The organism is Paraburkholderia sp. CNPSo 3076 (assembly GCF_026343935.1).
In the GTDB taxonomy this organism is placed as follows: domain Bacteria; phylum Pseudomonadota; class Gammaproteobacteria; order Burkholderiales; family Burkholderiaceae; genus Paraburkholderia; species Paraburkholderia nodosa.
This window is the reverse complement of sequence record NZ_JAPMAL010000006.1, coordinates 149,120-174,697: the sequence shown is the minus strand read 5'-3', so window position 1 is coordinate 174,697 and position 25,578 is coordinate 149,120. Positions and strand designations below refer to the sequence as shown.

Genomic DNA, 25,578 nt, shown 5'->3' with positions numbered 1-25,578 from the left:
CTCGATCACCGTCCGAGTATGAGTGAAACGTTGCTGCCGCCAAACGCGAATGAGTTACTCATCACGTATTGGCGCACGCCGTTGCGCGGCAAATACCGCACGTCTTCAACCAGGTCGAGCGAGGGCAGCGCCGGGTCGGCTTCGCCGTCCCACAGATGGCGCGGCAGCGCGACGTCGTCGCGAGCGAGCGTGAGCCACGCGAGTCCCAGTTCGCTCGCGCCCGCCGCGCCGAGGGTATGCCCCGTGAGCGGCTTCGTGCCGCTCGCGGCCACGCCGTCGGGAAACACGCGCGCCATGAGATGCGCTTCCATCTGGTCGTTCTTGATCGTGGCGGTTGCGTGCAGGTTGACGTAGCCGATCGCGGCCGCACCGATGCCCGCGTCGGCGAGCGCGGCACGCAATGCGAGTTCGCCGCCCGCGCCCTGTGGGTCGGGTGCGGAAATATGATGGGCGTCGCTCGACTCGCCCGCGCCCGCGAGCATCACCGGCCCTTCCTCGCGGCTCATCAGGAACACCGCCGCGCCCTCGCCGATGTTGATGCCGCGACGCTGCGCGCTCATCGGGTTGGTTCGTACGGGGCTCGTCGATTCGAGCGAGGCGAAACCTTGCAGCGTGAGTTCGCAAAGCGAATCGACGCCGCCCACGACGACGGCATCGCACAGGTTCGCGCACAGCAGACGGCGCGCGGCGACGAACGCCTTGGCGCTCGAGGTGCATGCCGTGGAGATCGTGTACGCCGGGCCGCGTAGGTCGAGCGCCGCGGCGGCGAACGGCGCAGCCGTGCCGATCTCCATCTGGCGGTAGTCGAACGTCGAAGCGGCTTCTTGCTGCGCAGGCTGGGTGAACGTCATTTCCGCGGCGCTGATGCCCGACGTGCTCGTACCGAGCACGACGCCGATACGGCCCGCGCCAAAGCGTTCGCGTGCGGCTTCGATCGCGGCCCGGATCTGCGCCAGCGCGGCAAGCAGAAGCCGGTTGTTGCGGCAGTCGTAGCAGGCGAGCGATGCGGGCGGCGCAACGTCGAGCGGCGCGTTCACGCTCCCCACGAACGCCGTGCCGGTGCAGGTCGCGATCGGCCCCATGCCGGGCGCTTCGCCGCGCCCGAGCGCTGCGACGATCGCAGCCACGTCGTCGCCGAGCGCGTTGACCATGCCGAGCGCGTGCAAATAGACAGGGGGCGCCATTAGGCCTTTCTCCGTTGATTCGTGGGCATGCCGATCGGCGCGAGCATGACGGACACCATGATGCCGAGCGACAGTGTGGCGCCGAAGCTCTTGAGCGCGGGCATGGAACTCATGCCGAGCATGCCGAACGAGAGCAACGTGGTCGCGGCGGATAGCAGCACACCCGTCCATACCGCGCCGCGATCGGTGGCAGCGCGCATCGCGCCTTCGCGCAGAAAGACGGCATAGTTCGCACCCACGCCGAGCACGAGCATCAGCGCCAGCATGTTGAAGAGATTGATGCGCACGTGCGCATAGCCGAAAGCGGCGAGCGTGACGCCGATGGCGAGCCACACCGGCAGTGCAACCGAGATGGCGCCGCGCCAGCCGTAGCGGAACATCAGCAGCGCGAGCACGAGCGTAAGCGCGCCCGCGAGCCAGATCGCACCGTCCTGCCGATACACGCCGAACAGCCGCGATACGCTCGCCGCCTTGTCGACGAAGCTCACACCGCGCAGCGCATGCGCGACGTCGAGAAGCGCGGGCGCGTTCGCAGCGGACACGCTCTGCGGAATCACGATCGCGGCGAATGCACCGGGCGTGCTCACGGAACGCCCGAGCCACAGGTGGCGGAACGGCTGCGACCAGGGTTCGGCAAGCCAGTCGTCCACGTGCAGCACGGAAGCGCCCGAATGCGCCCAGGCATCGAGCCACGTTTGCGCCACCTCGTCACGAAAGCCCGCGGCGCCCAGCAGCGTGCGCAAGGCGGTGGGATCGGCGAACACATGCGCGCCGAGCAACGCGCGATCGGCCCGCTGCCGCGCTTCGGAGGGCACGAACGACGTCACCGACTGCCAGCCGCTCAGCGCAGACGCGCCCGTGAGCGTGCCGAGCCGCGCGCACAACGCCTCGGTGCGCTCGAGCACGGCCTCGGGCGACGTGCCGCGCACGACGAAGAACTGCGCGCTGTTGTCCGCCCCCACCGCGCTCGACACCACGCGCTCCTGCGCAACGAGCGCCGGGTCCCGCTGGATCAGCAGATGAATGTCGTCGTCGCTTCGCAGTTGCAGCCAGCCCGGCACGGCGATGACCACCAGTGCAAGCGCGACGCCCCATGCGCGCCGCCCGCCGATCAGCGCCTGCCATTTCGCGAGCGAGGCCGCGGCCACCGCGAAAAGCGTTCGGGGACTGCGGCGCGCGGGCTGCGTCATGAGGCTCGGCAGCAGCCAGATGACGGAAGCGAAAGCGGTGAAGATGCCGACGATGGCGAAGCAGGCGATCTGCCTGAGCGCCGGAAACGGCGCAAACGTCAGAATGGCGTAGCCAAGCAGGCTCGTACTGAGCGCCACCGTGAGCGCGGGCAGCACTTCGCGCGCGCCGCGCCGCGAATCCCATCCGTGCCGCGCGCCGAGGTAGACGACGAAGTACTGAATGGAGTAATCGACCGCCTCGCCGATCAGGCTCGCGCCGAACACGAGCGTCAGCAGATGCAGCTTGCCGAAGACGAGCATGGTGGCCGCGAGCGCGCACACGATGCCGAGTGCCGTGGAAACGAAACCCAGCAGGATCAGCCGCGGCGAGCGGAAGATCCAGAGCATGAGCAGCGCGATGCCTACCGCCGAAACGATGCCGATCAGATGCACGTCGCGCTCCGAGGCGCGGCGCGCAGACTCGGCATAGAACACGGCGCCCGTGCGCGCGACGGTCACATCGGGCCATGAAGCCTTGAGCGCGGCCTCGCCGTGTGCGACGGCAAGCAGCACGCCTCGCTGAACATCGGATTCGTAGGCTGATCCAGGCAGCGTGCCGATAACGAGCACGCTCGTGGTGTTACCGCGGTGCGCAACGAGGAGACTGTCTTCGATGGTGAGATTCGATGCCGCGAGCGGCAGCCCCGCGAGCCAGTGCTGAAGCCAGCCGAAGGGATCGTCGGCAAGCGACGTTGCGAGACCCGCGTCCGGCAGTCCATAGAGGCGCTCGGCGAGCGCGCCGCGCAGCGTTTCGGTGCTCCCGGAGGCAATCACACGGTCTTGCGCCGTGAGCAGGCCAAAGCGGTACGGCAGGTAGAAGCGCGTAATGCGGCCGAGGTCGAACGGCGGGACTTGCGCCGTCACCGAAGCGAACGCGTGACTCGCGCCCAGCACCGCGCCCAGTCGCTGCGCCGCGGCTTTCGCGTGCGCCGCGTCGCTGCTCGACACCAGCAGCACGGCGCGGTTGCCGAGCGCGCTCGCAAGCTGGTCCACGGCCTCTTCGGCCACGGGGTCGGCCTCGGTTGCCGGCAGCAGCGCGAGCAGGTTCGTCTGCAGGGGCGTCGGTCCCGCAAAGCGCCAGGCGCAATACAGCGCCGCCGCGAGGGCCAGCAGCAGCCACGCGGCGCGCAGCGTCCACTGCCGCCACGGCTGGGTTGCGGTGCGAAGCTCAGAGGAACTCACTACGGCGTTCCGAAAAGCTTCTGGTCGGTGGGCGCCAGTTCGGACACCTGCGCGCTGCCGCTAAAGTCGTACTGCGTGACGTCGCCGTTGGCGAACGTGATGCGCAAGCTGTGCAGGAAGTCGCCGCCTTCCATCTCGATGCCGCGCAGCGCCTGTGCGATCTGCGGCTGGCGCGGCACGAGGTGCATCTGCCATTGCGAAGGCGTCCCGCGCGCCGCCACGTCGAATTGCGAGTACAGCCCGCTCAGGTCGCCGCCGAGCATCGCCCGCATCATCTTCGCGATCTCCGCCGCACCGCGCGCGCCCTGTGCAGCGCTGCTCTGGATGCGCTGGCCGGTCGCATCGATCACGGTGACACCGCTGTCGCGCATGATCCACGTTTTCCTGTACGGCGTCTCGACCTGCCAGATCACGCCGCGCTCGCGAAAGAACAGCAGCGAGCCCGTGCTGACGAGCGGGGCTTTCATCGCGGCAAGCGTCTGCGTTTGCGTGAAATGCGCACGCACGCCATTCGCGCGCGCGAGACGCGACGCGATCTGCGAGACGAGTGCCGCGTCGCCGGCGTTCGCGCTTGTACTCACGTTCACAAGCGCCGTCGCGGCCAGCGCCGGAGTCCACATCGACTGAAGCGCAATCAGTGCGGCAACGGCCGCGCATCGTTTCAACGCGCCCATGCACGCTCCAGCTTTTCGAGCACGACAGGCGGCGAGACGAACTGCAGTTCCTGCGTGGCGGCATTCACGGCGACCTGGATCGTGTAGCCCTTCGTGAGCCGCGTGCGCGAATCGCGATCGTAGATTTCGTAGCTGATTTTCAGGCGATTTTCGTACTCGAGCAGGTGTGCGCAGACCTCGAGCTGCTGCCCGTAAACGGCGGGCCGCACATACTTCAAATGCGCTTCGACCACGGGCCACACGTAGCCCGAGGCCTGCATCTCGCGATAGTCGTAGTCGAACTTGCGCAGCAGCGCCGCGCGGCCGAATTCGAAGTACTTCAGATAGTGGCCGTGCCAGCAGACGTTCATCGCGTCCACGTCATGGAACGGCACTTCCACGTTCGCGCTCGCGCTCAACACCGGCACGAGCTTGCGTGATTCGCTCATGGCCTGACCTCCGCGTTCTGCGCCAGGAAGTCGCCTGTTGCGATTCGCTCCGTCATGGCGCGCAGTTCGCGTTCGAGCGCGCGGTCCTCGTCGACGAATGGCGACGTCGCGGCCACGTCTTCCATGAACGCGGCAAGCGGCTCGGGAATCACGATCGCGGCGTTGCCGCGCAGCCGCAGGCGCGCGGCCTGCACGGTGGCGAGCGCGTGGGCGGCCGCGACCTGCTCGGTGAGTTGCAGCACGCGCAAACAGTCGCGCGCCGCGATCGTCCCCATGCTCACCTTGTCCTGGTTGTGCGCCTCCGTCGAGCGGGAGAACACGCTCGCGGGCATCGTGTGCTTGAGCGCCTCCGCCGTCCACGCCGACGACGAAATCTGCACGGCCTTGAAGCCGTGATTGATCGGCGCACGCGCACTCGTCGCGCCCGTGAGATTGCGCGGCAGGCCGTTGTTGAACTTATCGTCGACGAGTAAGGCGAGTTGCCGGTCCATCAGATCGGCAAGATTCGCCACGGCCGTCTTGAGGCCGTCCATGGCGAACGCGATATGGCCGCCGTAGAAGTTGCCGCCGTGCAGCACGCGCTCGCCGTCGGGATCGATCAGCGGATTGTCGTTGGCGCTGTTCAGCTCGTTCTCTATGTCGCGGCGCATCCACGCGAGCGCGTCGTTCGCCACGCCGATCACGTGCGGCGCGCAGCGGATCGAATAGCGGTCCTGCAAGCGGTGTCCCGGCGTGTCCGGACGGCCGGCCAGATCGGCGCGGATCCATGCCGCCGCTTCGCCCTGCCCGGCGTGCGGCTTGGCCTCGAAAATGAACGCGTCGAAATGCGCGGCGCGCCCGTCGAGCGCCACCGTGGCGAGCGCGGTGAGCCGCGCGGCCAGGCGCGCGAGCTGCGCCGCCCGCGTGAACGCGAGACAGGCGAGGCCCGTCATGACCGCCGTGCCGTTCATCAGCGCGAGGCCTTCCTTGGGCGCGAGCGTGAGCGGTTCGCGGCCTAGCGCGAGCCACGCGTCGCGCGCCTCGCACGGCGCGCCGCGAAACTGCACGGCGCGCTCGCCGACCAGCGCCGCCGCGACATACGAAAGCGGCGTGAGGTCGCCGCTTGCGCCCACCGAGCCTTCGGCGGGAATACGCGGCAACACGCGATGATTGATGAGATCGGCAAGGCGTTCGAGCAGCACCGGGCGCACGCCCGAAAGCCCGAACGCCAGCGAATTCAGACGCGCGGCGATCACGGCGAGCGCCGAGGCGTCGTCGAGATACTCGCCCATACCGCAACCGTGATAGCGCGTGAGCTGCAGCGGCAGGGCCTCGACGAGCGCCATCGGCACGTCGACGACGCAGGCGTCGCCGTAGCCCGTATTGACGCCGTACACGGTCGCACCGGCTTCGAGATGGCGGCGCAGAAACGCCGCCCCGCGCGCGATGCGTTCGCGCCAGGCCGGGTCGTCGTTGAGCCGCACGGCGGCGCCGCCGCGCGCTACCGCCACGACGTCCTCGATCGTCAAATGGCGGCCGCCGAATACCACGGCATCCGCTTTGACGTCGGCATCCTTCAGGTCAGTTTCGGCCATCCGCACCCCCACTGGGGCGCGCCCAGAAATCGTAGAAGTTGAACCATTGGTAAGGCGCCTTGCGGCAATAGTGTTCGAGGCGCGACGCAAAGCGCTGCGCCCATGCCGCTATATGCTCGGCGCGGCCCCGCCGCGGCAGATCGATGCGCTCGGCAAACGGCTCGAAGTAGAGCCGATAGCCCGCGCGCTCTTTCAGGCAGAACAGCAGATAAACGGGGCACGCGAGCGCATGCGCCAATACATAGGGCCCCTGAGCAAACGCGGCTGTCTCGCCGAGGAATCGCGCTTCGGTGGTACGGCCGGTTTCGCGCGCGGGCGTGCGGTCGCCGACGATGACGAGCAGCTCGCCGCGCTCGATGCGCTCCTGCATCATCAGCGCCGTTTGCGGGCCGAAGTCGCTCACCGGCACGAGATGCTGCGCGAAATCGTGATGTGCGGAAGCCAGCACGCTGTTGAAGCGTTTCGCGTGCTCCGTGTAGACGATGGCCGTCACCTTGGTTTGCGCGCCGCGCACGGCCAACGCGCGCGCCATTTCGAGGTTGCCGTGGTGCGAGCCGATCACGAGCGCGCCGCGGCCGCTCGCGATCAACGCGTCGAACGCGCGCGGGTCGTCGATCTCCACGTCGGTCTGATCGACGCGGCCTGTCCAGGCAGCCAGCTTGTCGAAGCCCGATTGCGCGAACGAGAGCATATGGCGGTAGGCCGTGAACCAGCCGGGGCGCGGCGTCTCGCGTTCCGGCGAACACTGCTGCAGCCGGTCGAAATAGCGCCGCGAGGCGTCGCGCGCCGAGCGGCCCGTGACCAGGAAGTAAGCGACGATAGGGTGCAGCCAGAGTGCGGTGAAGCGCCGCCCGAACAGGCCGCAGCTCCAGGCGAGCAACGCCATGCCGAGCCGGCTGCCGCGTTCGGCGGTGCGCCACCACGGGTCGTTGCCATCGCCCGCAGCCGCGCGCCGCGGCAGGACCTTGTGCGCGAGCAGCAGCGGCAGACGTGCGAGCATGCCCGCGACGAGCCGCGTATGGCTGCGGCTGATGCGCACGTTGTCCCACAGCACGTCGAAATGCGAGACGCCATCGGCCGCGTAGGTGACGGCGGTCGGAATCGAGACGAACGTCACGCGCCGCCAGTGCAGGCGCACGAGAATCTCGATGTCGAAGTCCATGCGTTCGGGCAGCTTCACGCTGTCGATCAGCGCACACGCGAGGCCGAGCGGATAGAGGCGGAAGCCGCACATCGAATCGCGAATCGTGAACGAGAGCGTCTCGATCCAGACCCACACATGGGTCAGATAGCGCCCGTAGAGACGCGCTTTCGGCACGCTCTCGTCGTAGACGGGCTGGCCGATCACGACCGCGCGCGGATTCGCCTGCGCGGCGGCGAGAAAGCGCGGGACGTCCGCGGCGTCGTGCTGCCCGTCCGCGTCGATCTGCAGCGCGTGCGTATAGCCCGCGTCGCGCGCGGCGCGCAGCCCCGCCATCACCGCCGCGCCCTTGCCGCCGTTCACGGGCAGGCGCCGCAGCGTGAGCTTGCCGGCGTAGCGCCGCGCGAGGTCCGCCAGCACCTGCTGCGTGGCGTCGTCGCTGCCGTCGTCCACGACGATGAGCGGCAGGCCGTGGACGATCAGGTTCGCCACGGTGCCGCCGATCGCGTCCTTGTGGTTGTAGATCGGAATGACGATACAGGCCGCGAGGCTCATGCGGGCTCCCTGTATACGAAGGCGCCGGACGCGCAGTCGCGTTCGCCGACGCGCCACGCGAACGCTACGCGCCGGCGCGCGGCGTCGTGCTTGAGCACGAGCTTGAGCAGCGCACCCGGCGCTACCGGCATGGTGAATTTCAGTTGATCGATCGAGGCGAGCGCACGCACGCCGGGCACCCAGTCGCGTGCGAACCGCATCGCCCAGTCGACCTGCACGACACCAGGCAGAATCGGCAGGCCCGGAAAGTGGCCGGCGAAATGAACGAGCGCGTGCGGCACGCGCAGTTCGAATGTCCGCCCTTCCGCGTCGTCCCATTGCGCGAGCAGCTCGAACCCTTCTTCGCTGGCCGCGAACGCGCGGGCGACTGCCTGCGCCTGAATCTTGCCGTGCGAGTCGACTGGCAGCGCGCAGTGAATGCGCCAGTGGCGCGGCAGAACGACTGCGTCGAACCAGGCGGCGAGATGGCGGCGCAACGCCTTGAGGAGCAGAACGCGGCCATCGCGGCGCAGCGTATCGCGGCCCTCTGCGGTGAGCACCACGAGCGCGCCAATGCGCTCGCGCGAGCCGCCTTCGAGCAGCACGTTTCTCACTTCCGCGACGCCGGGATGCAGCAGCAGCTTGCTCTCCATCTCGCTGAGCGACACACGCTTGCCGTCGAGCTTGACCACGCGGTCGAGACGCCCTTGCAGCACGAAGCGGCCGTACTCGTCGAACGCGGCCTTGTCGTCGGTGCGATGCCAGCCGTCGTGGCCGAGGTGCGGCGAGCGCACTTCGAGCGCGCCGCCCTGTTCCGCTGCGCCCGCGCGCGCGGCGATGCCCGGCATGGGCGTCCACGCTTGCATTTCGTTTTGTCTGCGCCAGGCGATGCCGCCCGTCTCCGTGCTGCCGTAGATCTCCAGCGGCGCGGCACCGAACGTGGCGGCGTATTGCTGCGCCGTGTCGAGCGGCAGCGGGCCGCCCGACGAGAAGAACGCGCGCGGCTGCGGACCGAGCGTCGCAAACCCCGGCAGATCGGGCCAGCGCGAGAGCTGCGCAGGCGTCGAGACGACAACGGTCGCGCCGCACTGCGCCGAACATTCGGCAATCCGCGCCTGCAATTGCGCCGGGTCGGCACAGGTCGCGCGGGCGAACGGCCTTCCCGCGGCCAGTGGCCAGAAGACGCGGAACAGCAGCCCGTAGATGTGGTGATGGGGCACGCTCGCGAGCACGGCCGCGTCGCCCAGCAGCGCGCCCCACGCGGCTTCCAGCGTATGCACCTCGGCGTCGAACTGCGCGAGCGTCTTGTGTACGGGCTTCGGCGTGCCGGTGCTGCCGGACGTGAAGAGCGTGAGCATCGCATTCGCGTCGATCGCCATGCCGGGGTCGACGGGCTGAACCGCAGCCGTATCGGCACACCACCCGGCAAGCTCGTTTTCGTCCAGCACCGCGTCGTACGCGTCGCTCAGTTCGGCGAGATAGCCCGGCGTCGCGTTCGCCGGAATCACGGGCACCTTGCCGGCCACAAGCAGTCCGAACAAAGCACAGGCGAACAGATACGGGTCGTCGCTCCATAGCGCGAAGCGCAGGCCCGGCCGCGTGCGCAGGCGCGCGGCCATGCCCAGCGCATGCGCACGGAACGTAGCGAATTCCGTCACGTTCGCGCCATCGACGCAAACCACGCTACGCGGCTCGCGGCGACGCGTCACGAGAAGCTCGTGCAATGCGATCACACCGCCTCCCGTCGCGCAGCACGCGGCAGCATGATCCATTTGCGCCAGGCGAACTCGCCAGCGAGCAGCGCGCCGATGATCCCGTAGGCGAGCGCGCCGTTGTAGAGCGACCAGGCGCGAGCGGACCAGGCGAGCGCCGTCCAGGCGGAAAACAGGCTGTTCAAAGCGAAAAAGCCACACCAGAGCTGCGTGACGCGGCGCGTATAGCGCACGATGTGCGCGGGCGGATCGGCATAGGTCAGACGCGCGAATTTTTCGACCATCGACGGACCCTTCACGAGGGTCGCGCCGAATGCGACGAGCAGGCCGAGATTCACGAGCGAAGGATACAGGCGCATGAGCCCTTCGCTATTGGTGATCACGATGGCCACCGAGGCGACATTGAGCATGACGGCCACGGCCCAGTCCACCGGCGTGAGCTTGCGCAGCGTTGCGGCGAGCGCGCCCGTGCCTGCCACACGCTGCATCCAGAGCAACACGAGCAGCAACAAGCCCACGAAACGCGGCGAATCCCAGCGCCACGCGCACAGGATCACGACCGGGTAGGCGAGACCAGCTAGCAGTTTCCACTTGCTGCGCGCCCGGCTGCCTGCCACGTTGCTTTCACCTGCAGCGGCAGGCTCAGCCGGGCCGTGCCCGCGAAGAACGGTCACGAATGGCCTCAAGCCTGGGTCACGAGCAGCGACTCGACCGCGGCGATCACGTCGCCCACCGTGCGCACCTGCTTGAACTCTTCGGGCTTGATGCGGCGGCCCGTCATTTCCTGGAGTTTGATGGCCAGATCGACGGCGTCGATGCTGTCCAGATCCAGTTCCTCGAACAGGTGCGCCTCCGGCGTGACGCGTGCCGGATCGATATCGAAGTTCTCGTGAAAGATCTCGCGGATACGGTCGAGAATTTCAGCTTCGTTCATGATTCAATCCCCTTTCCCTGCAGTGGCTTCCAGCGCCTCGTTTTCGTTTGCGTGGCCCGCGACGAGCGCCGCGAGCGTGTTGATCGACCGGAAGTAGCCGCGCACGTTTTCGTCGTCGGCGTTGATGGTCAGTTGATAGCGCTGGCGCAGCACGATGCCGATCTCCAGCGCGTCGATCGAGTCGAGCCCCACGCCGTCGGTGTCGAACAGCGGCGCGTCGTCGTCGATATCGGCGGGCGTGAGATGCTCGAGATCGAGCGCCTCGATCAGGAGCCGCTTAATTTCCAGTTTTAAAGTATCCATAGTCAAACAGGTGCTGTGTGATTTGCGCCTCGATGGTGCGCGTGACGTTGCGCGCGGCGAGTGCGGAAGGCATGTCGCGCGGCGCGAGCGGCTGGACGCCGATGGGCGCCAGCACGTTCACGGTCATGCGGAAGGGTCGCTGCGGAACGTGATACCAGCGCATCTGCTTGGTGAAGGCGGGCGGATCGCAGTGCATGAGCACGGGCAGAACCGGCGCGCCGGCCTCGAGCGCCGTATGCGCGAAGCCGCGCGAGAACGCGTGCAGGCGATTCGGCGCGGGGCTGCGCGAGCCTTCGGGAAAAATGATCATGCTGTAGCCGTTCGCCAGCTGGCGCGCGCAGTCCTGCACGAAGCCTGCGGGATCGGCATTGCTCACGTACTCGGCCGCCCGCACGATGCCCCAGAAGCACGGGTTGCGCCAGTGCGCGTTCTTCACGACGCAACAGGCGGAAGGCGTGAGCGCGAGCAGCACGACCACGTCGAGGTAGGTGGGATGGTTCGCGACAACGATGGCAGGGGCGCCCGAGCGCAGCGCCTTCGCGCCGGCCACGTCGAGCTTCATGACGCCGGCGCGCTGCAAGGCGGCCACGAGCGAGCGGAAAAACCAGTGAATGACGGTGGTGACCGCGCGTTGCCGCGAAGCACGATGCGGCCAGACCGACGCGAGCGGAAACACGATCACCGAGAACAGCAGCCCGCATGCGCTGAACAACGCGACGCTGAAGCCGGTAGCGAAGAGCCGCCAGCCGTAATCAAGCCGAGCCGACATGCCAGCTCCATTGCCATGTGCCGCCGCTGCCCTGCCACGCGGCGCTTGCGCCGCCGCTCAGGCAGTGATGCAGCGCTTCGCTTTGCGTAGCGAATGCGCGTGCCGGCGCGGCCGAGGCCTGCTTGTTTTCCGTGATGGAGCACGCGAGCCGGCCTTGCGCAGCCTCGCTCGCATCGAGCAGCAGCGCGAAGGCGCCGCGCTGCACTTCCTGCTCGACCGCGCCGTAGCGGGCGTCAGCAGGTTCGTCGGCGTAGACGACCAATACCGGGCTGCCGGGGTCTTCGGCATGCAGCGCATGGCCTTCGAGCAGCGCGTAGCCCAGCGTTTGCGCGCCTGCCGAGAGGGCCGTAGCCGGCGAACGGTCGCCCCGCACGATACCGAATAGCCCCGTCATCGCATTGAGCACGGAAAGGCTGAACGCGTTCGGCGAAACGGGCTTGTGTGCCTCGATGTCGCGCAGAATGTCCGTCGTGCGGCGCAACTCGCCGTGCCGCGATGCGAAAACCACGCGTGTCCGGGTTTGCGCATCGACGCAGTCGCCCGCCACCTTCAGCGCCATCCGCGAAAGCGCGCTCAGCCGGCGGCGCATCATCGGATCGACGAACGCAACCTCAGGCAGACTTTCCGATGCGGAAGACCAGAAGGACCAACGCGCCACGGGCATGGTCCACGACAAATCAGGCATAGGGGTTGACGATAACGGCGGCCGCAGCGTGCGGGCTCTCGGCCCCGAACGGCGTATGTTTATTCTTCCTCGGCCCGCAAATATTCTGGACAGAGTTCTCGTGCGTACTTTAACGGCGTGATTCGCGGATTATTTAGGGCGAACCATGAAATATTTCGAAATGATTTGTTACGCATCAATAGATGCATTGAAATCAATAATTTAAGCGTGCGACGCAAGCGCGCATCTGCCAAAGCAAATGCCGCTCTCAATGTGACGAATATGGGCCGATGGTTTAGCGCTCCGGACCCGGATGAAATAGGCATATACCGGCGTAAGCCGTAGAATGCGGGCGCCGCGGGGCAGTTTTAGTCACTGGCTGCCATAACGCCCTACAGTCTGCTTTCAATAATCCGAACCCCTATTCCCCGGCCACCCTCATGCTTTCCATTTCCACCATCGGGCTGATGGTCTCGGGCTGTGCGATCGTGCTGCTCATGCCGGGGCCGACCAACACGCTGCTCGCCGCCGCCGGTTTGCGGCAGGGTCTGCGGCGCTCCGCGCATCTGACCGTCGCCGAACTGGCCGGCTACCTGGTGTCGATTACCGTCTGGGGGCTGTGCTTCACTCATGCGTCGAATTCACTGAGCTGGCTGCCGAAGGTGCTGCGAGTGGCCAGCAGCCTCTATCTGGCGTGGCTCGCCTTGCGCCTTTGGCTCACGGCAAACTCGATCGAAACGTCGGCCAGGGGCGTGGTCAGCACGCGCACGCTGTTCAGCGCCACGGTGCTCAATCCCAAGGCCATTTTGTTCGCCGGCTCGATTTTTCCGCCCGCGGCGTTCGCGAGCGTCATCACGTGGCTCCAGGCCATGGCGATCTTCGCGGTCTTGCTGATTCCCATTGGCCTCACATGGATCGCCATCGGCGCCGCGCCGCGCAACGGCCGGGCGCCGTTCATTCGTCCCGCGTTCTTCCAGCGCTGCGCGTCCGTCGTGGTGGGTGCCTTCTCCGTGTCGCTCATGTGGGCGCTCGCGCACTGACGCTAGCGGGTCATTCCCGGGCTCGCGCGACTTGCGGCGGAACGAGTTCGGCAACGCTGAACCAGCGGCTGCCAGCCGCTCCGGCCAGGCGCTGCAGCGTCTCGGCGTCGTTCACACAGCATTCCACCGGAAAGGACTTCGCCGCGTAGGCGGCTAGCCAGAGGGTCCGCATCACGCCATCCGTGAATGCAACGTGCGGCACAGCGGCGCTCGCCGGGCAACTGACTTCGGCAAGCGGCACGGGGTCTTCTTCGCCGAAACTGAAACCCTCGGCCGCCAGTTCGAAGCGCGGGTCGGCACGCCACGTCTGCGGATTGCCGTTTGCGAGCCCGGCGTGCTCGCCGCACGGGTCGTCCCGCCAGAGCCTCAAGAAGCGCGCGCAGTCCACTTCGACCACGGCCCGTTCCTCGTTGCCGTAATTCGAGCGGCTCACCGACAGATACACGTCGGCGACCGATGTACGCACGCGAAAAAGCGCGGCACGCTGCCCGTTCAACGCCCACGCCTGCAGACCCAGGTAACTCTCCATCTCCGCTCCAGATTAGCCGCAGCCCCATGCTTGCCGGAGAAAAAAGCGGCGGATAGCAGGAATGCGACAGCCATCGGGGCAAAGGTGACCTTCTTCATGTTGGCGTCGCGTGGGCGCCAGGTTGGCGTATTCATTCTCGCGAAACAGCGCGTGGGTTCTATGTGCCGCACGCGGATTGGTGGCTTACTTGCGCCATCAAGCCAGCGCCCCGGCACGAACCGCAAGCTGCAGCGGGCGCATTACGACACGAGGAGAACGCGCATGCCCACCGAAGACCCGCAGCACCGCTACGTGCTCACGCTGTCCTGCCCCGCCGCTGCCGGGCAGGTTGCCGCGGTCGCCGGCTTTCTCGACGCCCACCGCGGCTATATCGATGAGCTCACGGTCTTCGACGACGACATCAGCACGCGCTTCTTCCTGCGCTGCGTCTTTCACGAGGTCGTGCAGGCCGGCGCGGGCGAGCGCTTCGATCTGGCGGATCTGCGGGACGAGTTCGCGAGCGTCGCGCGCAAGCACGAAATGACCTGGGCCATTCACGACCTGCGGGTGCGTCCCAAAGTGCTCATCATGGTGTCGAAGCTCGAGCACTGCCTTGCCGACCTGCTGTTTCGCTGGCGCATGGGCGAGCTGCAGATGGACATTGCGGGCATTGCCTCGAATCACCGCGATTTCGAACCGCTCGCCAGGCAGCACGACCTGCCGTTTCACTACCTCCCCGTCACACCTGAAACGCGACGTGAACAGGAAGCCGCCATCCTCGACCTGTTCGATTCGACCGGTTCGGAACTGCTGATTCTCGCGCGCTACATGCAGATTCTTTCCGACGAAACGAGCCGGAAGCTGGCCGGCCGCGCCATCAACATCCACCATTCCTTCCTGCCCGGCTTCAAGGGCGCGCGCCCCTATCATCAGGCGCACGTGCGCGGGGTCAAGCTGATCGGCGCAACCGCGCACTTCGTCACCGACGATCTCGACGAAGGCCCGATCATCGAGCAGGAAGTGCAGCGCGTCGACCACTCGCTGAACCCCGAGCGTCTGCTGGCTGTGGGGCGCGACGTCGAATGCGTGACGCTCGCGCGCGCCGTGCGGGTATTTCTCGAGCGCCGGGTCTTCATCAACGACGGCCGCACCGTCGTGCTGTGAGCAAGCGTATGGGCGTTCACGCCGCCATGCTGTAGCGGCGCTGCGCCTGCGCCACCAGCGCCGCGAACGCGTCCTCGCTCATCCTGCTCGCCACGCGCTCTGCATAGTCGTGATGCCGACGCGCGAGCGCCGCGCCCACGCAACGCGCCTGCAGATAACGCAGCAGCCCGATACGCCCGTGTCCGCGCGCCATGCTCTGCTCCAGCAGGGCGAGCGCGGCTTCGGCGTCGCCGTGACAGGCGCGTTTGTTGAGTTCGACGGTTTCGGTGCGCGGCATGAAAACAGGCCTCGTGGATGGGTGCGGCGTGGGCCGTGTGCCCGCTAAAGAGTTGACCAAAGCGGCGGCGGCGCCGCTAGAACGAACGCGCCAGGGCGGCGGAACCGCCCCGCCATGCGGCGTGTATTCCGTGAAATTTTCGCTTTTGCGAAGATCGATGGCGGAAAACGACAAGCGCCTCGGGGCCATATCGGGGAAGCTTGGCTGAAACCGCATCGCCGCTATCCTGAGCCTCCATGTCCGACACACTCGCCACCGCCGTTTCCTTCGACGCCGCTCCCAAGGAGCGCATCCGTTTCGGCATCGTGCTGCTGCCGAACTTCACGCTGACCGCGTTCTCGGGTTTCGTCGACATGCTGCGTCTGTCCGCCGACGAAGGCGACTACAGCAAGCCGGTGCGCTGCTCGTGGCGCGTGATCGGCGAAACGCTTGCGCCCGTGCGTGCGAGTTGCGGCATTCAGATCGCGCCTTGGGAGACCTTTGCCGACGCCGAACCGGTCGACTATCTCGTGGTCGTGGGCGGACTGCTGCACTCCGGCCCGCACGCAAGCGAAGCCACGTTGCAGTCCATCCGCCGCGCGGCCAGCGGCGAGACGACGGTCGTCGGGATCTGCACGGGCGTTTTCGCGCTGATGCGCGCCGGCGTGCTCGACGGTCATCGCATTTGCGTGAGCTGGTTCCACTATTGGGACTTCATCGAGCGCTTCCCCAACGTCAATGCCGACGCCATCGTCGCCGACCGCCTGTTCGCGATCGACCGGCGCCGCATTACCTGCTCGGGCGGCCGCGCGTCGATCGACGTCGCCGCCGCCATCTTGCTGCGCCACTTCGATCACGCGACCGTGCAGAAGGCCCTGCGCATTTTGTTGGTCGGCGAAATGCAAAAGGGCAATGCGCCGCAGCCTCACCCGCCCGGCCTCGAGCCCGCCACGCACCCGAAGGTCAAGCGTGCCGTACTGTTGATGGAGCAGCAGGTTGGCCGCAACGTGCCGCTGGAAGAACTGGCCTGCAAGCTGAACCTCTCGCCACGGCAGCTCGAACGCCTCTTCAAGGCGGAAACGGGGAAGAGTCCGCGTGCATTCGCCAATGCGTTGCGTCTGCGGACAGCCGCCTGGCTACTCACGAGCTCGGATCGCACCGTTGCCGATATTGCTTCGAGTTGTGGGTTTTCGGATGCTTCGCATCTGGGGCGTGAGTTTCGTAAGCAGTTCGGGGTGCCGCCTGTTATGTTTCGTGCGCAACGCAGTGGGCAGGATGCCGTGCAGTTGGCGGATCTCGATGCGCTATTGCGGAGTGGTGCTGCGCTTGCTGAGGGGGAGGTTGCTGTTGGCGGTTCGTTGCATTGATGTTTGGTGGCCGGTTGGCCGGTTGGCTGGTTTGGCCTTTCCTTGTTTTCGCGTCGGTATGCAGGTGTTGCCCCTGTGCGGGGCGGCACCTCCATACCGATGCGAAAACAAGAAAACCCCAAAAAAACGGCCAAAAGCCATAACCAAAAACCAAACCCTCACTCCACTCCACGCCGCTCATGGCTAGGCGCATGCCCAAACTGCACCCGATACGCCTTACTAAAATGGCAAGGTGAATTAAACCCACAAACAGCCGTCACACGAGAAATCGAAGTATCAGTGGTCCGCAACAGCTCCCGCGCCCGCTTAAGCCGCAACGTCAGGTAATAATGCGTCGGCGAAACGTTCAAATAAGCCTTGAACATCCGCTGCAAATGCCGCTGCGAAAGCCGAACGAGCCGCGCGAGTTCCTCAAGCGACAGCGGCTCCTTGATATTCGCCTCCATCAACCGCACGACCTCCACCAGCTCCGCACGCGAAAATCCCACACGCGCATCCACGGGTATAGGCTGCAGATCGGTCGAGCCGCGAATCCGTTCGAGAATGAACTGTTCGGATACCTTGGCAGCCAGACTTTGCCCAAGGCGCGCACCAACGAGTTCGAGCATCAAATCGAGCGGCGCGGTGCCACCCGTGCAAGTAAGGCGGTCGCGATCGACCACAAACAGCTCGTCGGCGAAACGCACGCGCGGAAACTCTTCGTGCAGGACCGTGAGATCCTCCCAATGCACGGCGCAGCGATAGCCGTCCAGCAGCCCGCTCGCCATCAGCGCGTAAGCACCGGTGCAGATGCCGCCCAGCGGCACGCCCTGCTGCGCCACCATGCCGAGCGTCGCGCGCACGCCTTCGCTCATGATCTCGCGTATGCGTATGCCGCCACACACGATCAGCACGTCGGGCAGGCACGCCGGGTCGAGCGCCTGCGCGGGGCGCACCGCGATGCCGTTGCTTGCGCGGGCCGGTGCACCGTCGAGCGAGTAGATCGACCAGCGGTAATGCTCCGCGCGCCCCACGTAGTTCGCCATGCGCAGAACCTCGACCGCACTGGAAAACGCGATCATCGAAAAATTCTGCAACGTCAGGAAACCGAAATGTCTGAGAGACGATGCCGTGCGCGTCTCGGGCTCGGGCTCGGGCTCGGCGATGTCGATCGTCACATTGCGCTCCTCGGGTACCGCGGTTGATCGTGTTATTTCAACGCTTACGCCTCTACGACCGCGGGACGCACGCGCATCAGTTGCTTGAGTCCCGAGAACAGCGGCGCTTTCACGGCGCCCGGCGCCCGGCCAAAGCTTTCAGTGATGCGGTCGAGGATGATGGCGAGCAGCACGACGGAAAGTCCGCTTTCGAAACCAAGGCCAATATCCAGCCGCTGAATACTCGCGAGCACGTCGTTGCCGAGTCCGCCTGCGCCCACCATCGAAGCGATGATGACCATCGAAAGCGCCATCATGATGGTCTGGTTCACGCCTTGCATGATCGACGGCAGCGCATTGGGAAATTGCACCTTGTACAGCAACTGCCACGGCGTGCAGCCGAACGCCTGCCCTGCTTCGACGATCTCGCGGTTCACGTGCTTGATGCCGAGGCTCGTAAGGCGAACGGCGGGCGGCATGGCGAAGATCACGGTGGAGAGAATGCCGGGCACGCGGCCGAGACCAAACAGCATCGCGGCAGGGATCAGATAGACGAAGGCGGGCATGGTCTGCATCAGGTCGAGAATGGGCCGCACGATGGTGTGCACGACCTTGCTCTTCGCCGTCCAGATGCCAAGCGGAATGCCGATCACGAGGCTGATCACCGTTGACGAGAGTGTGAGGCCGAGCGTCACGACGGTTTGATCCCAGAAGCCCGTAGCGTAGATCAGCAATAGCGAGCAAGTTGCGAAGATCGCGAAGCGCCAGCCCACGCGCCACAAGCCGATTGCGATGAAGAGCGCCATGAGCGCCCACATGGGGATGGCCTGCAAGCCGTGTTCGACAAGGGCGGCGAAACTCTCGATTGCCTTGCCCACGGCGTCGAAGCTATTGGCGTCGTGGTCGAGCAAATAGTGAACCGACTGATCGACCCACTGGCCGACGGGAATGATCTCAGACATGGGCACCTCGATTACGCGTAATGACCTTCAGAACGGCGGCCTGATCGATGGAGCCGCAATAACGGCCCTCGTCGTCGACCACGGGCAGCGCCGTCGTGTTCGCGCACACGCGCGAGACCACCTGCTCCAGCGGCGTGCCAAGCGTGATGCATTCGACTTTCTTCAGCGCTGGCTGCGCGGCGCCGATCGCATCGCGCATGACACAGCCGCTGACGCGGCGCTGCGCGTCCAGCACGAACGCGTAATCGGCGCTGCCGTTGAGCGACGAGGCCACGCTCTTCGCGTCGAGCGAGCGAATGAGCGGCACGGCTTCGCACTGCATGAGGTCGCCTGCGGTGAGATAGCGGCTCGTGTCCACTCCATCGAAGAACGCACGCACGTAGTCATCGGCAGGATTGCTGATGATTTCCTGTGGCGTGCCGATCTGCACGATGCGTCCGCCTTCCATGATCGCGATTCGGCTGCCGATGCGCAGCGCCTCTTCGAGGTCGTGCGAAACGAACATGATCGTGCGGCGCTGCTCCTTTTGCAGTTGCAGCAGCACGTTCTGCATTTCCTTGCGCTTGAGCGGATCGAGCGCGGAGAACGCTTCGTCCATGATCATGAGCGAGGGATTCACCGCGAGCGCGCGAGCGAGGCCCACGCGTTGCTGCATGCCGCCCGAAAGCTCGGCGGGCAGCTTCTGTGCAAACGGCGCGAGGCCGACCTGCTCGAGCACGGCCAGTGCGCGCCGCTCGCGCTCCTTGCGGCCCAGGCCCGCCACTTCGAGGCCGAACGCGGCATTCGCAAGCACGCTGCGCTGCGGCATGAGCGCGAACGACTGGAACACCATGCTCATGTCGGTGCGGCGCAGCGAGACCAGTTCCGAGCGCCGCACGGCCGCGATATCACGCCCGTCGATGATGACCTTGCCGGCCGTGGGCTCCACGAGCCGGTTGATAAGCCGGATCAGCGTGGACTTGCCTGAGCCGGACAGGCCCATCAGCACGAAAATCTCGCCCTCGTGCACCTCGAACGAGGCATTGTTCACACCAAGCACATAGCCGGTCCTGGCGAACAGCTCGTCTTTCGTCGCGCCCTTCGCGAGCAGCTCACGTGCAAGCTTCGGGTTGGGCCCGAACACCTTGCATAATCCATCGACCACGATCTTGGGGGATTTCATCGACTCCGTCTCCTCGAACGGCAGGCGCCGGCCCGCACGGTATGTCTACATGGTTGCCAGAAAAAACCCTGTCGGGATGGCGAATTGCGACAGACGCTTACGCAAAAGCGACACGGCGCCGCATCGGAAACGTCACATGCTGCATATGCACAATCGCGCCGCGCGCGGCCCGTCATGGGCACTGATCTGACGGTGCCGCGGCGGGCCCCTGCCGTTTTTTTACCTGCGATTACTGCGTGGCCGCCCACGCGTTCACCCGGTCACCATGCGCGGCGATCCACGTGTCGGCGGCGGCGTCGGGCTTCTCACCGTTCTGGATCGCGAGCATCACGCTGTCGATCTCACCCGGCTTCCACTGAAAGTTCTTCAGGAACGTCACCACCTGCGGGGCCTTCTTTTCGAGCTCGGGGTTAGCCACGTTGTCCACGTGCTCGGCCGCACCGTACACGTTCTTCGGATCGTCGAGGAAGCGCAGCTTGTACTTGGCGAACATCCAGTGCGGCGTCCAGCCCGTGACGATCACAGGTTTCTTCGAACCCACCGAGCGCGCCAGCTCGGCCGTCATCGCGCTACCCGAACTCGGCATCACGCTGTAGTTGAGGTCGTATTGCTTGACGGCCTCGTCGGTCTTGCGCATCACGCCCGCACCGGCGTCGATGCCGACGATGCGTCCGCCGAACGCCGACTTGTCCGCGTTGAGATCGGTGATGCTCTTCGCGCTCACGTAGTCGGGCACCACGAGGCCGATCTTCGCGCCGGTGAAGTTAGTGCCGAGGTCGACCACCTTGTCCTTGAATTGCGCCCAGTACGCGCCCTGCGTCACCGGCAGCCAGGCGGAAAGCGTCGCGTCGAGGTCGCCGCGCGCTACGCCCTGCCACATGATGCCCGCGGCCACGGGCACGAGCTGCACCGGATAACCATAGCGTTTCTCGATGATGCGCGCGGCCACGTTGGACGTCGCGACGCTGTCGTCCCAGCCTTCGACATAACCGATCTTCAAGGTCGGCTTGCCGTCGGCAAACGCCGGGGCACTCAAGCTCACCACCGCCGATAACACACCGGTCCAAAAGAGTTTTCCAGCCTGCTTCATGGTCGATCTCCTGTGATATGGGCAAGCGCCCCGTGCCTATGCAGATTCGCCCGCCACAATCTGCCGCTAACGTCGATTTACGACGTGTTCTTGTCGTTGCGCGACGCGCGCGCTATTTGTCGACGACGAGGTCGGACAGCGGCTTCGAGCAGCACAGCAGCGCCATGCCCTGATCGATCTCGCGCTGGCGTATACCGCCGCTGTGTTTCATCTCCACCTGCCCGGAAACGAGCTTGACCTTGCAGGTTCCGCACATGCCCTGGCTGCACGAAGAAGCCAGGCGCACGCCGGCCTGGCGCGCGGCATCGAGCACGGTTTGTTGTGCACCGCATTGAATCTCGCGGCGGCTCTTCGCGAAGGTGATCTTGAAGCTGGCGGTTTCGACCGACGAATCCGCCGGGGGCTGTTCCACCGGCGCCTCGGCTTCCGCCGTAAGCGTTTCGAATGAAAAACTCTCTTCGTGGTAGCGTTCGCGCGCGAAGCCCGCTTCGTCGAGCAGATCGCGCACGGCTTTCATATAGGGGGCGGGCCCGCAGGTGAAGATTTCGCGCTCCATGAAGTCCGGGGCAATCAACTTCAGGAGCGGCAGCGAGAGAAAACCGGTCACGCCGGACCAGTCGGTGCGCGCGCCCACCCTTTCACACACGAACGACGTGCGGAAATTCGCGCGGCTCGAAGCGATCAGTTCCAGCTCGCGCGCGAAGATGATGTCGTCGGGCGTGCGGGCGCTGTGCACGAAAACAATATCGCGGTCCTCCGCGAGATCGTGATGCGCGCGGCTCATCGACATCAGTGGCGTAACGCCGGAGCCTGCGGAAAGAAACAGATACTTCGGCGCGGGGTGGCGCGCACACGTGAATTCGCCGGCCGGCCCGAGCACGCGCAGCGATACGCCCGGCCGCAGGTTGTCGTGCAGCCAGTTCGACACCTTGCCGCCCGGCACGCGCTTGACGGTAATGGAAAGGGTATGCGGCCGTGCGGGCGACGACGAAATCGTATAGCACCGGTTGATGGCCTCTCCGTCGATCTCGAGTTCGAGCGTGAGGAACTGCCCCGGCTCGAACGAGAACGTGCGGCCCTGCGGCGAGCGCAGGAAAAAGCTCTTCACATCGTGCGTTTCCTGCCATACGTGGCAGCACACGAGGGTTTCCTCGACCTCGCTCGTCCACCGCTCGGGCAGCGCGCCCCAGAACGCCGGGCGCGTCACCCGGCTGTCGCTGGCGTCGAGTGGATTGAATTGGGCCGCGTCTCGCATCATGTCAAACTCCGCTCTCATTGCTTTACGCGTGTGTGTTATGCGCCAATCTGCCGGGCGAGGCGGCCGATATACCAGGCCGAGAACTTTTCGACGAGTCCTTCCGTGTACGGCGAATACGGACCCGGTTCATACGCGCTGCTCGCCGCGCCGCGCTGCGAATACTCCACGAGCGTGCGGTCCTGATTGTTGGTCGCGTTCCACACGGCGGTGAGGTTCTCCACGTCGTAATCGATGCCTTCGCGCGCGTCCTTGTGAACGAGCCAGCGCGTGCGCACGAGCGTTTCGCCGGCGGAAAGCGGAATCACGGAAAACGACACGATGTGATCGCTCATGAAGTGATGCCACGAATTCGGCTGCGTCCAGAACGAGAGGCCGCCGAGATCGGCCGTGCGAAACTCGCCGAGCAGCTTCTTCGAGGCGACCTTCGCGTCCAGCGTTTGCGACTCGCCGCCGCGGTCGAGCGGCAGGCGCTGCGTGCGAAAACCCGTAACGTCCAGCAGTTTTTCGATTTCGACCGACGGCAGGTCCATCGCTTCCCACTGCCTCGCGCGCTCGTTGCAGGTGCGCTCGAACGCGTCCATGCCTTCCGCGTTGGCGTCCGTGCGCGCGTAGCCAAAGCCGTATTCGTAGAGCGAAATCGTCAGCTCAGGATGATTCGCCACGCAGTGGTAGCACTCGCGATTGTTTTCCATCACGAGCTTCCAGTTGCCCTTCTCGATGATGTCGACCTGGGCGGCGACCTTGCAGCCCGCCAGGTCGTGCGGCAGCAAATAAGGCTCCATCTCGGCGCGCATGAGCGCGAAGTCGGCGGGCGGTTCTTCGGCGAGACACACGAAGATCAGGCCCGCGAGATTTTCCACATGCACGTTCTTGAGACTGTGCTTGCAGCGGTCGAACTGCTCGCCCATGTGCTCGGCGAACATCAGCGCGCCAGTCAGGTTGTAGGTCCAGCTGTGATACGGGCAAACGATATTGCCCACCGATCCCTTCTCTTCGTTGCACAGGCGCGCGCCGCGGTGGCGGCAGACGTTGTGGAACGCGCGCACCTGCATGTCGTCGTCGCGCACGATCAGGATCGAGTCGCCCGCCAGATTGACGGTCACGTAGTCGCCCGGCTCGGGAATTTCCGCTTCCGTGGCGACCTCGATCCAGTGTTGCCGGAAAATCGTCTCCATATCGAGCGCGAAAATCTCCTCGCTCAGGTAGAAAGGCGCCTCCAGGCTGTAACCCGCTTGGCGGCGCTCGATCAGCGCGCGAATCTCTGCCGTTACTTTCATGTGTGCTCCGGATTTTTCATCCCAGTTCGTTGCCGACAGGCCAGCAAAATCAGTAATCGATGAGTTGATGCTCCCGCAAATACGCAAGGATCACTTGTGCTTTTTCGACCGAACTCCCTTCAATTACGACGTTGCCGCCCCGGCTTTCGGTCGTGGTCGCCGAAAGCATGCGCGCGTGGCCTGAGCGCTTCTCCGCAGCGGCGAGCCGCACGGGTTTACGCTCGATCGGGCCGACCGTCCATGCGGCCGCTTCGGTGGATTCGGCGGCGCTCACGCGTGTTGCGCTCGCGGGCCGCACCGCGCCTGCGCGCAGCCGCGCATAGGCGTAACGGGGCTGGGCGTTCGCGAGCGGATGCACGGCGATCACCGCGGGCAGCGCCGTCTGCGCGCGACGGCGCAGACCCTTGGGCAGAAACTGCCGCACCACGGCGGCGCGCGTGGCGCCGTCCACGTCGATATCCACCGCGCCGCCCACGATCGGCACGCCCAGCGCAGCCGCCACACGGTACGGCAGCATGCCGCTGTCGTGCGCGCCCTCGGCGCGCGTGCCGGTCAGCACGAGGTCGTAGCCACGCACGCGCTCGGCGAGCACGCGCGCCGCGTCACTGGATGGCGCGCAGCCCAGCACCTCCACTTCGTGCGCGCCTAGCGCGAGGTATTCGGCGAGCGCGGGATCGGCGGCGTCGCCTGCGTGCAGCACGTCCAGACGCGCGTGATGCCGCTCGGCCAGCGTGCGCGCGAGGTCGAGCGCTAGCGCGTCGTTGCGGCTATAACGCGGCGCGCCGCTCACGGGGTGACGCCCCACCGAAACGAGCACCGCAATGCGCTCGATGCCACCTTGAGGATCATGGCGTGCGTTCATGCGGCGACTCCTGCGGAATGCGTTTCGTCACGGACGGCGCTCGCCCCGCCACGCTTTGCGCGTGCGGTTTGCACCTGCTCGATCAGCGCGGCGATCGTGCCTTGCGCGTCGCCGACCACGGTTAAATTGGCGCGCTTCGCAATCGGCGCGCTGCCGTCGAGATTCACGGCAATCACATGGCGGCAGTCCTTGATGCCCTGCAAGTGCTGCACGGCGCCCGAAATGCCGAACGCGATATACACGCTAGCCTCGACCGTCTTGCCCGTTGCGCCCACCTGCTTGTCACGCGTGAAGTGACCGTTGTCCACCGCCACGCGGCTCGCGCCGATTGCCGCGCCGAATGCGCCTGCGAGCCGTCCGAACGCGGCAATGTCCGTTACACCGTTGCCCGCCGAGACGATGAAATCGGCTTCTTCTAGCGCGACCTGGGCGGCGTCGATGGATTCAAGGCCGAGGTCCTTGTATGGCGACGCGAGGTCGGTAGCCGGCCGGATGAAATCGCCCGCGAGGCGGTCGCCCGCGCCGACGAAAGGCAGCTTCGCCTCGACAGCGCCCGGCGCGAGCAGGATCACGTCGGGCAGCGAGCGCGCGGCCCACGCACGCTTCGCCTGTTCATACACGCCCACATGCTTCGCATCGATCTCGACTACATGGGTCGCCACGCTCGCACCGGCGGCGGCCGCATAGCGGCGGCCGAGGTCGCCGTCGCCGCTGGCGTTGTCGGGCAGGAACACGTGCTTCGGCGAGAGCGCCGCCGCGCAGGCCTGCAGCGCGCGCAACTCGATCTCCGGCGCGAACGTGCGGCGCTCGAATCCCGGCAGTTCGATCAGCTTGTCCACGCCGAGCGCCCCGGCATCGTCCTTCAGCTCACCGAACACGAGCAGCGCGACTTCGGTTTGCGCATCGGCCAGCAGCGCGGCGGCGGCAATGGCCTGGCACGCGTGATCGTCGAGTGCGCCGCGTTCGGCGTGTGCGACCACGAGCAGATGATGATTCGGATGGCTAACCACGCGGCGTGGCTTCGCTGCGCCTTCGTGCGCATGCTGCGTGAGCCATTGCGCATCGCTCGCGTCCGCGCTGCCGGCTTCGCCCAGCGTGATGCGCTTGAGGCCCGCCGCCGTGACGACGAAAGGGCGGCGCGGATCGATTCGTTTGAGGGTATTCATCG

The 25,578-nt window shown here is 65.9% G+C and carries 24 protein-coding genes and 1 pseudogene; 3 read left to right on the top strand and 22 right to left on the bottom strand.

The window, feature by feature from the left end:
• Nucleotides 1-5: 5 nt before the first annotated feature.
• From M3A49_RS09290 to M3A49_RS09235, 12 genes are read right to left on the bottom strand one after another with little or no spacing between them, the layout of a single operon-like run.
• Nucleotides 6-1,184, bottom strand: a complete 1,179-nt coding sequence (locus M3A49_RS09290) for a beta-ketoacyl-[acyl-carrier-protein] synthase family protein (RefSeq protein WP_266228432.1) — start codon at nt 1,182-1,184, stop codon at nt 6-8.
• A complete protein-coding gene (locus M3A49_RS09285) occupies nt 1,184-3,595 on the bottom strand; it encodes an MMPL family transporter (protein ID WP_266228431.1) in 2,412 nt (803 codons plus the stop codon). The genes M3A49_RS09290 and M3A49_RS09285 overlap by 1 nt, the downstream gene beginning before the upstream one ends.
• On the bottom strand, nt 3,595-4,269 hold the full coding sequence (locus M3A49_RS09280; protein WP_266228430.1) for a LolA family protein: 675 nt from the start codon (nt 4,267-4,269) through the stop codon (nt 3,595-3,597). The genes M3A49_RS09285 and M3A49_RS09280 overlap by 1 nt, the downstream gene beginning before the upstream one ends.
• Nucleotides 4,257-4,697: an acyl-CoA thioesterase gene (locus M3A49_RS09275; protein ID WP_266228429.1), complete on the bottom strand. Its 441-nt coding sequence runs from the start codon at nt 4,695-4,697 to the stop codon at nt 4,257-4,259. Before M3A49_RS09275 ends, M3A49_RS09280 begins: the two co-directional genes overlap by 13 nt.
• Nucleotides 4,694-6,271 (bottom strand): HAL/PAL/TAL family ammonia-lyase, encoded by a 1,578-nt coding sequence (locus M3A49_RS09270; RefSeq protein WP_266228428.1) that lies wholly within the window; start codon nt 6,269-6,271, stop codon nt 4,694-4,696. Before M3A49_RS09270 ends, M3A49_RS09275 begins: the two co-directional genes overlap by 4 nt.
• Nucleotides 6,258-7,967: a glycosyltransferase family 2 protein gene (locus tag M3A49_RS09265; RefSeq protein ID WP_266228427.1), complete on the bottom strand. Its 1,710-nt coding sequence runs from the start codon at nt 7,965-7,967 to the stop codon at nt 6,258-6,260. Before M3A49_RS09265 ends, M3A49_RS09270 begins: the two co-directional genes overlap by 14 nt.
• On the bottom strand, nt 7,964-9,679 hold the full coding sequence (locus M3A49_RS09260) for an AMP-binding protein (protein ID WP_266228426.1): 1,716 nt from the start codon (nt 9,677-9,679) through the stop codon (nt 7,964-7,966). Before M3A49_RS09260 ends, M3A49_RS09265 begins: the two co-directional genes overlap by 4 nt.
• Nucleotides 9,676-10,332 carry a hypothetical protein gene (locus M3A49_RS09255; protein ID WP_416338940.1) on the bottom strand — a complete coding sequence of 219 codons (657 nt, stop codon included), beginning with the start codon at nt 10,330-10,332 and terminating at the stop codon, nt 9,676-9,678. Before M3A49_RS09255 ends, M3A49_RS09260 begins: the two co-directional genes overlap by 4 nt.
• 8 nt (nt 10,333-10,340) lie before the next feature.
• Nucleotides 10,341-10,592 (bottom strand): acyl carrier protein, encoded by a 252-nt coding sequence (locus tag M3A49_RS09250; protein ID WP_028208535.1) that lies wholly within the window; start codon nt 10,590-10,592, stop codon nt 10,341-10,343.
• 3 nt (nt 10,593-10,595) lie between these two features.
• Nucleotides 10,596-10,895 carry a phosphopantetheine-binding protein gene (locus M3A49_RS09245; protein WP_028212563.1) on the bottom strand — a complete coding sequence of 100 codons (300 nt, stop codon included), beginning with the start codon at nt 10,893-10,895 and terminating at the stop codon, nt 10,596-10,598.
• Nucleotides 10,870-11,664: a lysophospholipid acyltransferase family protein gene (locus M3A49_RS09240; protein WP_266228425.1), complete on the bottom strand. Its 795-nt coding sequence runs from the start codon at nt 11,662-11,664 to the stop codon at nt 10,870-10,872. The genes M3A49_RS09245 and M3A49_RS09240 overlap by 26 nt, the downstream gene beginning before the upstream one ends.
• The gene (locus tag M3A49_RS09235; RefSeq protein ID WP_266228424.1) at nt 11,648-12,349 is read right to left on the bottom strand and encodes a beta-ketoacyl synthase chain length factor; all 702 of its coding nucleotides are present in this window, start codon (nt 12,347-12,349) and stop codon (nt 11,648-11,650) included. Before M3A49_RS09235 ends, M3A49_RS09240 begins: the two co-directional genes overlap by 17 nt.
• Before the next feature lie 419 nt (nt 12,350-12,768).
• Between M3A49_RS09235 and M3A49_RS09230 the strand changes: the two genes are divergently transcribed.
• Nucleotides 12,769-13,368 carry a LysE family translocator gene (locus M3A49_RS09230; protein ID WP_266228423.1) on the top strand — a complete coding sequence of 200 codons (600 nt, stop codon included), beginning with the start codon at nt 12,769-12,771 and terminating at the stop codon, nt 13,366-13,368.
• Nucleotides 13,369-13,378: 10 nt separating this feature from the next.
• Here the strand turns inward: M3A49_RS09230 and M3A49_RS09225 are convergent, their stop codons facing one another.
• The gene (locus M3A49_RS09225) at nt 13,379-13,897 is read right to left on the bottom strand and encodes a plasmid fertility inhibition factor family protein (RefSeq protein WP_266228422.1); all 519 of its coding nucleotides are present in this window, start codon (nt 13,895-13,897) and stop codon (nt 13,379-13,381) included.
• A gap of 261 nt (nt 13,898-14,158) precedes the next feature.
• Between M3A49_RS09225 and purU the strand changes: the two genes are divergently transcribed.
• Nucleotides 14,159-15,040 carry a formyltetrahydrofolate deformylase gene (gene purU, locus M3A49_RS09220; RefSeq protein WP_266228421.1) on the top strand — a complete coding sequence of 294 codons (882 nt, stop codon included), beginning with the start codon at nt 14,159-14,161 and terminating at the stop codon, nt 15,038-15,040.
• Nucleotides 15,041-15,056: 16 nt separating this feature from the next.
• Here the strand turns inward: purU and M3A49_RS09215 are convergent, their stop codons facing one another.
• Complete coding sequence (locus M3A49_RS09215) at nt 15,057-15,317, bottom strand: hypothetical protein (protein WP_266228420.1); 261 nt, start codon at nt 15,315-15,317, stop codon at nt 15,057-15,059.
• A gap of 236 nt (nt 15,318-15,553) precedes the next feature.
• On the opposite strand from M3A49_RS09215, the gene M3A49_RS09210 reads away from it, so the two are divergent.
• The gene (locus M3A49_RS09210) at nt 15,554-16,663 is read left to right on the top strand and encodes a GlxA family transcriptional regulator (protein ID WP_266228419.1); all 1,110 of its coding nucleotides are present in this window, start codon (nt 15,554-15,556) and stop codon (nt 16,661-16,663) included.
• Between the two features lie 158 nt (nt 16,664-16,821).
• Here M3A49_RS09210 and M3A49_RS09205 read toward each other — a convergent pair whose 3' ends face one another.
• The 8 genes and pseudogenes from M3A49_RS09205 to M3A49_RS09170 all read right to left on the bottom strand — a co-directional run bounded on the left by M3A49_RS09205 (nt 16,822) and on the right by M3A49_RS09170 (nt 25,576).
• Nucleotides 16,822-17,814, bottom strand: a complete 993-nt coding sequence (locus tag M3A49_RS09205; protein ID WP_266228505.1) for a GlxA family transcriptional regulator — start codon at nt 17,812-17,814, stop codon at nt 16,822-16,824.
• Between the two features lie 50 nt (nt 17,815-17,864).
• Nucleotides 17,865-18,761 (bottom strand): choline ABC transporter permease subunit, encoded by an 897-nt coding sequence (gene choW / locus M3A49_RS09200; protein WP_266228418.1) that lies wholly within the window; start codon nt 18,759-18,761, stop codon nt 17,865-17,867.
• Nucleotides 18,754-20,150, bottom strand: a pseudogene (locus tag M3A49_RS09195) (quaternary amine ABC transporter ATP-binding protein); the annotation flags it as partial. The gene choW and the pseudogene M3A49_RS09195, both read right to left, overlap by 8 nt.
• Nucleotides 20,151-20,152: 2 nt before the next feature.
• On the bottom strand, nt 20,153-21,013 hold the full coding sequence (locus M3A49_RS09190) for a glycine betaine ABC transporter substrate-binding protein (RefSeq protein ID WP_266228416.1): 861 nt from the start codon (nt 21,011-21,013) through the stop codon (nt 20,153-20,155).
• A gap of 112 nt (nt 21,014-21,125) precedes the next feature.
• Entirely contained in the window at nt 21,126-22,271 is a 1,146-nt protein-coding gene (locus tag M3A49_RS09185; protein WP_254358415.1) for a hybrid-cluster NAD(P)-dependent oxidoreductase, read from the bottom strand.
• A 35-nt stretch (nt 22,272-22,306) separates the two neighbouring features.
• The gene (locus M3A49_RS09180; protein WP_266228415.1) at nt 22,307-23,548 is read right to left on the bottom strand and encodes an aromatic ring-hydroxylating oxygenase subunit alpha; all 1,242 of its coding nucleotides are present in this window, start codon (nt 23,546-23,548) and stop codon (nt 22,307-22,309) included.
• Nucleotides 23,549-23,597: 49 nt separating this feature from the next.
• Nucleotides 23,598-24,410 carry an electron transfer flavoprotein subunit beta/FixA family protein gene (locus M3A49_RS09175; protein WP_266228414.1) on the bottom strand — a complete coding sequence of 271 codons (813 nt, stop codon included), beginning with the start codon at nt 24,408-24,410 and terminating at the stop codon, nt 23,598-23,600.
• Nucleotides 24,407-25,576 carry an electron transfer flavoprotein subunit alpha/FixB family protein gene (locus M3A49_RS09170; RefSeq protein ID WP_266228413.1) on the bottom strand — a complete coding sequence of 390 codons (1,170 nt, stop codon included), beginning with the start codon at nt 25,574-25,576 and terminating at the stop codon, nt 24,407-24,409. The genes M3A49_RS09175 and M3A49_RS09170 overlap by 4 nt, the downstream gene beginning before the upstream one ends.
• Nucleotides 25,577-25,578 lie beyond the last annotated feature (2 nt).

Excerpts from the sequence above, each read along its gene's own strand:
- M3A49_RS09265 (WP_266228427.1), bottom strand. The coding sequence starts at position 7,967 with ATGAGCCTCGCGGCCTGTATCGTCATTCCGATCTACAACCACAAGGAC.
- M3A49_RS09235 (WP_266228424.1), bottom strand. The coding sequence starts at position 12,349 with ATGCCTGATTTGTCGTGGACCATGCCCGTGGCGCGTTGGTCCTTCTGG.
- M3A49_RS09250 (WP_028208535.1), bottom strand. The coding sequence starts at position 10,592 with ATGAACGAAGCTGAAATTCTCGACCGTATCCGCGAGATCTTTCACGAG.
- choW (WP_266228418.1), bottom strand. The coding sequence starts at position 18,761 with ATGTCTGAGATCATTCCCGTCGGCCAGTGGGTCGATCAGTCGGTTCAC.
- M3A49_RS09270 (WP_266228428.1), bottom strand. The coding sequence starts at position 6,271 with ATGGCCGAAACTGACCTGAAGGATGCCGACGTCAAAGCGGATGCCGTG.
- M3A49_RS09240 (WP_266228425.1), bottom strand. The coding sequence starts at position 11,664 with ATGTCGGCTCGGCTTGATTACGGCTGGCGGCTCTTCGCTACCGGCTTC.
- M3A49_RS09280 (WP_266228430.1), bottom strand. The coding sequence starts at position 4,269 with ATGGGCGCGTTGAAACGATGCGCGGCCGTTGCCGCACTGATTGCGCTT.
- M3A49_RS09290 (WP_266228432.1), bottom strand. The coding sequence starts at position 1,184 with ATGGCGCCCCCTGTCTATTTGCACGCGCTCGGCATGGTCAACGCGCTC.
- M3A49_RS09190 (WP_266228416.1), bottom strand. The coding sequence starts at position 21,013 with ATGAAGCAGGCTGGAAAACTCTTTTGGACCGGTGTGTTATCGGCGGTG.
- M3A49_RS09180 (WP_266228415.1), bottom strand. The coding sequence starts at position 23,548 with ATGAAAGTAACGGCAGAGATTCGCGCGCTGATCGAGCGCCGCCAAGCG.
- M3A49_RS09245 (WP_028212563.1), bottom strand. The coding sequence starts at position 10,895 with ATGGATACTTTAAAACTGGAAATTAAGCGGCTCCTGATCGAGGCGCTC.
- M3A49_RS09215 (WP_266228420.1), bottom strand. The coding sequence starts at position 15,317 with ATGCCGCGCACCGAAACCGTCGAACTCAACAAACGCGCCTGTCACGGC.
- M3A49_RS09170 (WP_266228413.1), bottom strand. The coding sequence starts at position 25,576 with ATGAATACCCTCAAACGAATCGATCCGCGCCGCCCTTTCGTCGTCACG.
- M3A49_RS09275 (WP_266228429.1), bottom strand. The coding sequence starts at position 4,697 with ATGAGCGAATCACGCAAGCTCGTGCCGGTGTTGAGCGCGAGCGCGAAC.
- M3A49_RS09210 (WP_266228419.1), top strand. The coding sequence starts at position 15,554 with ATGTCCGACACACTCGCCACCGCCGTTTCCTTCGACGCCGCTCCCAAG.
- M3A49_RS09185 (WP_254358415.1), bottom strand. The coding sequence starts at position 22,271 with ATGATGCGAGACGCGGCCCAATTCAATCCACTCGACGCCAGCGACAGC.
- M3A49_RS09225 (WP_266228422.1), bottom strand. The coding sequence starts at position 13,897 with ATGGAGAGTTACCTGGGTCTGCAGGCGTGGGCGTTGAACGGGCAGCGT.
- M3A49_RS09175 (WP_266228414.1), bottom strand. The coding sequence starts at position 24,410 with ATGAACGCACGCCATGATCCTCAAGGTGGCATCGAGCGCATTGCGGTG.
- M3A49_RS09230 (WP_266228423.1), top strand. The coding sequence starts at position 12,769 with ATGCTTTCCATTTCCACCATCGGGCTGATGGTCTCGGGCTGTGCGATC.
- purU (WP_266228421.1), top strand. The coding sequence starts at position 14,159 with ATGCCCACCGAAGACCCGCAGCACCGCTACGTGCTCACGCTGTCCTGC.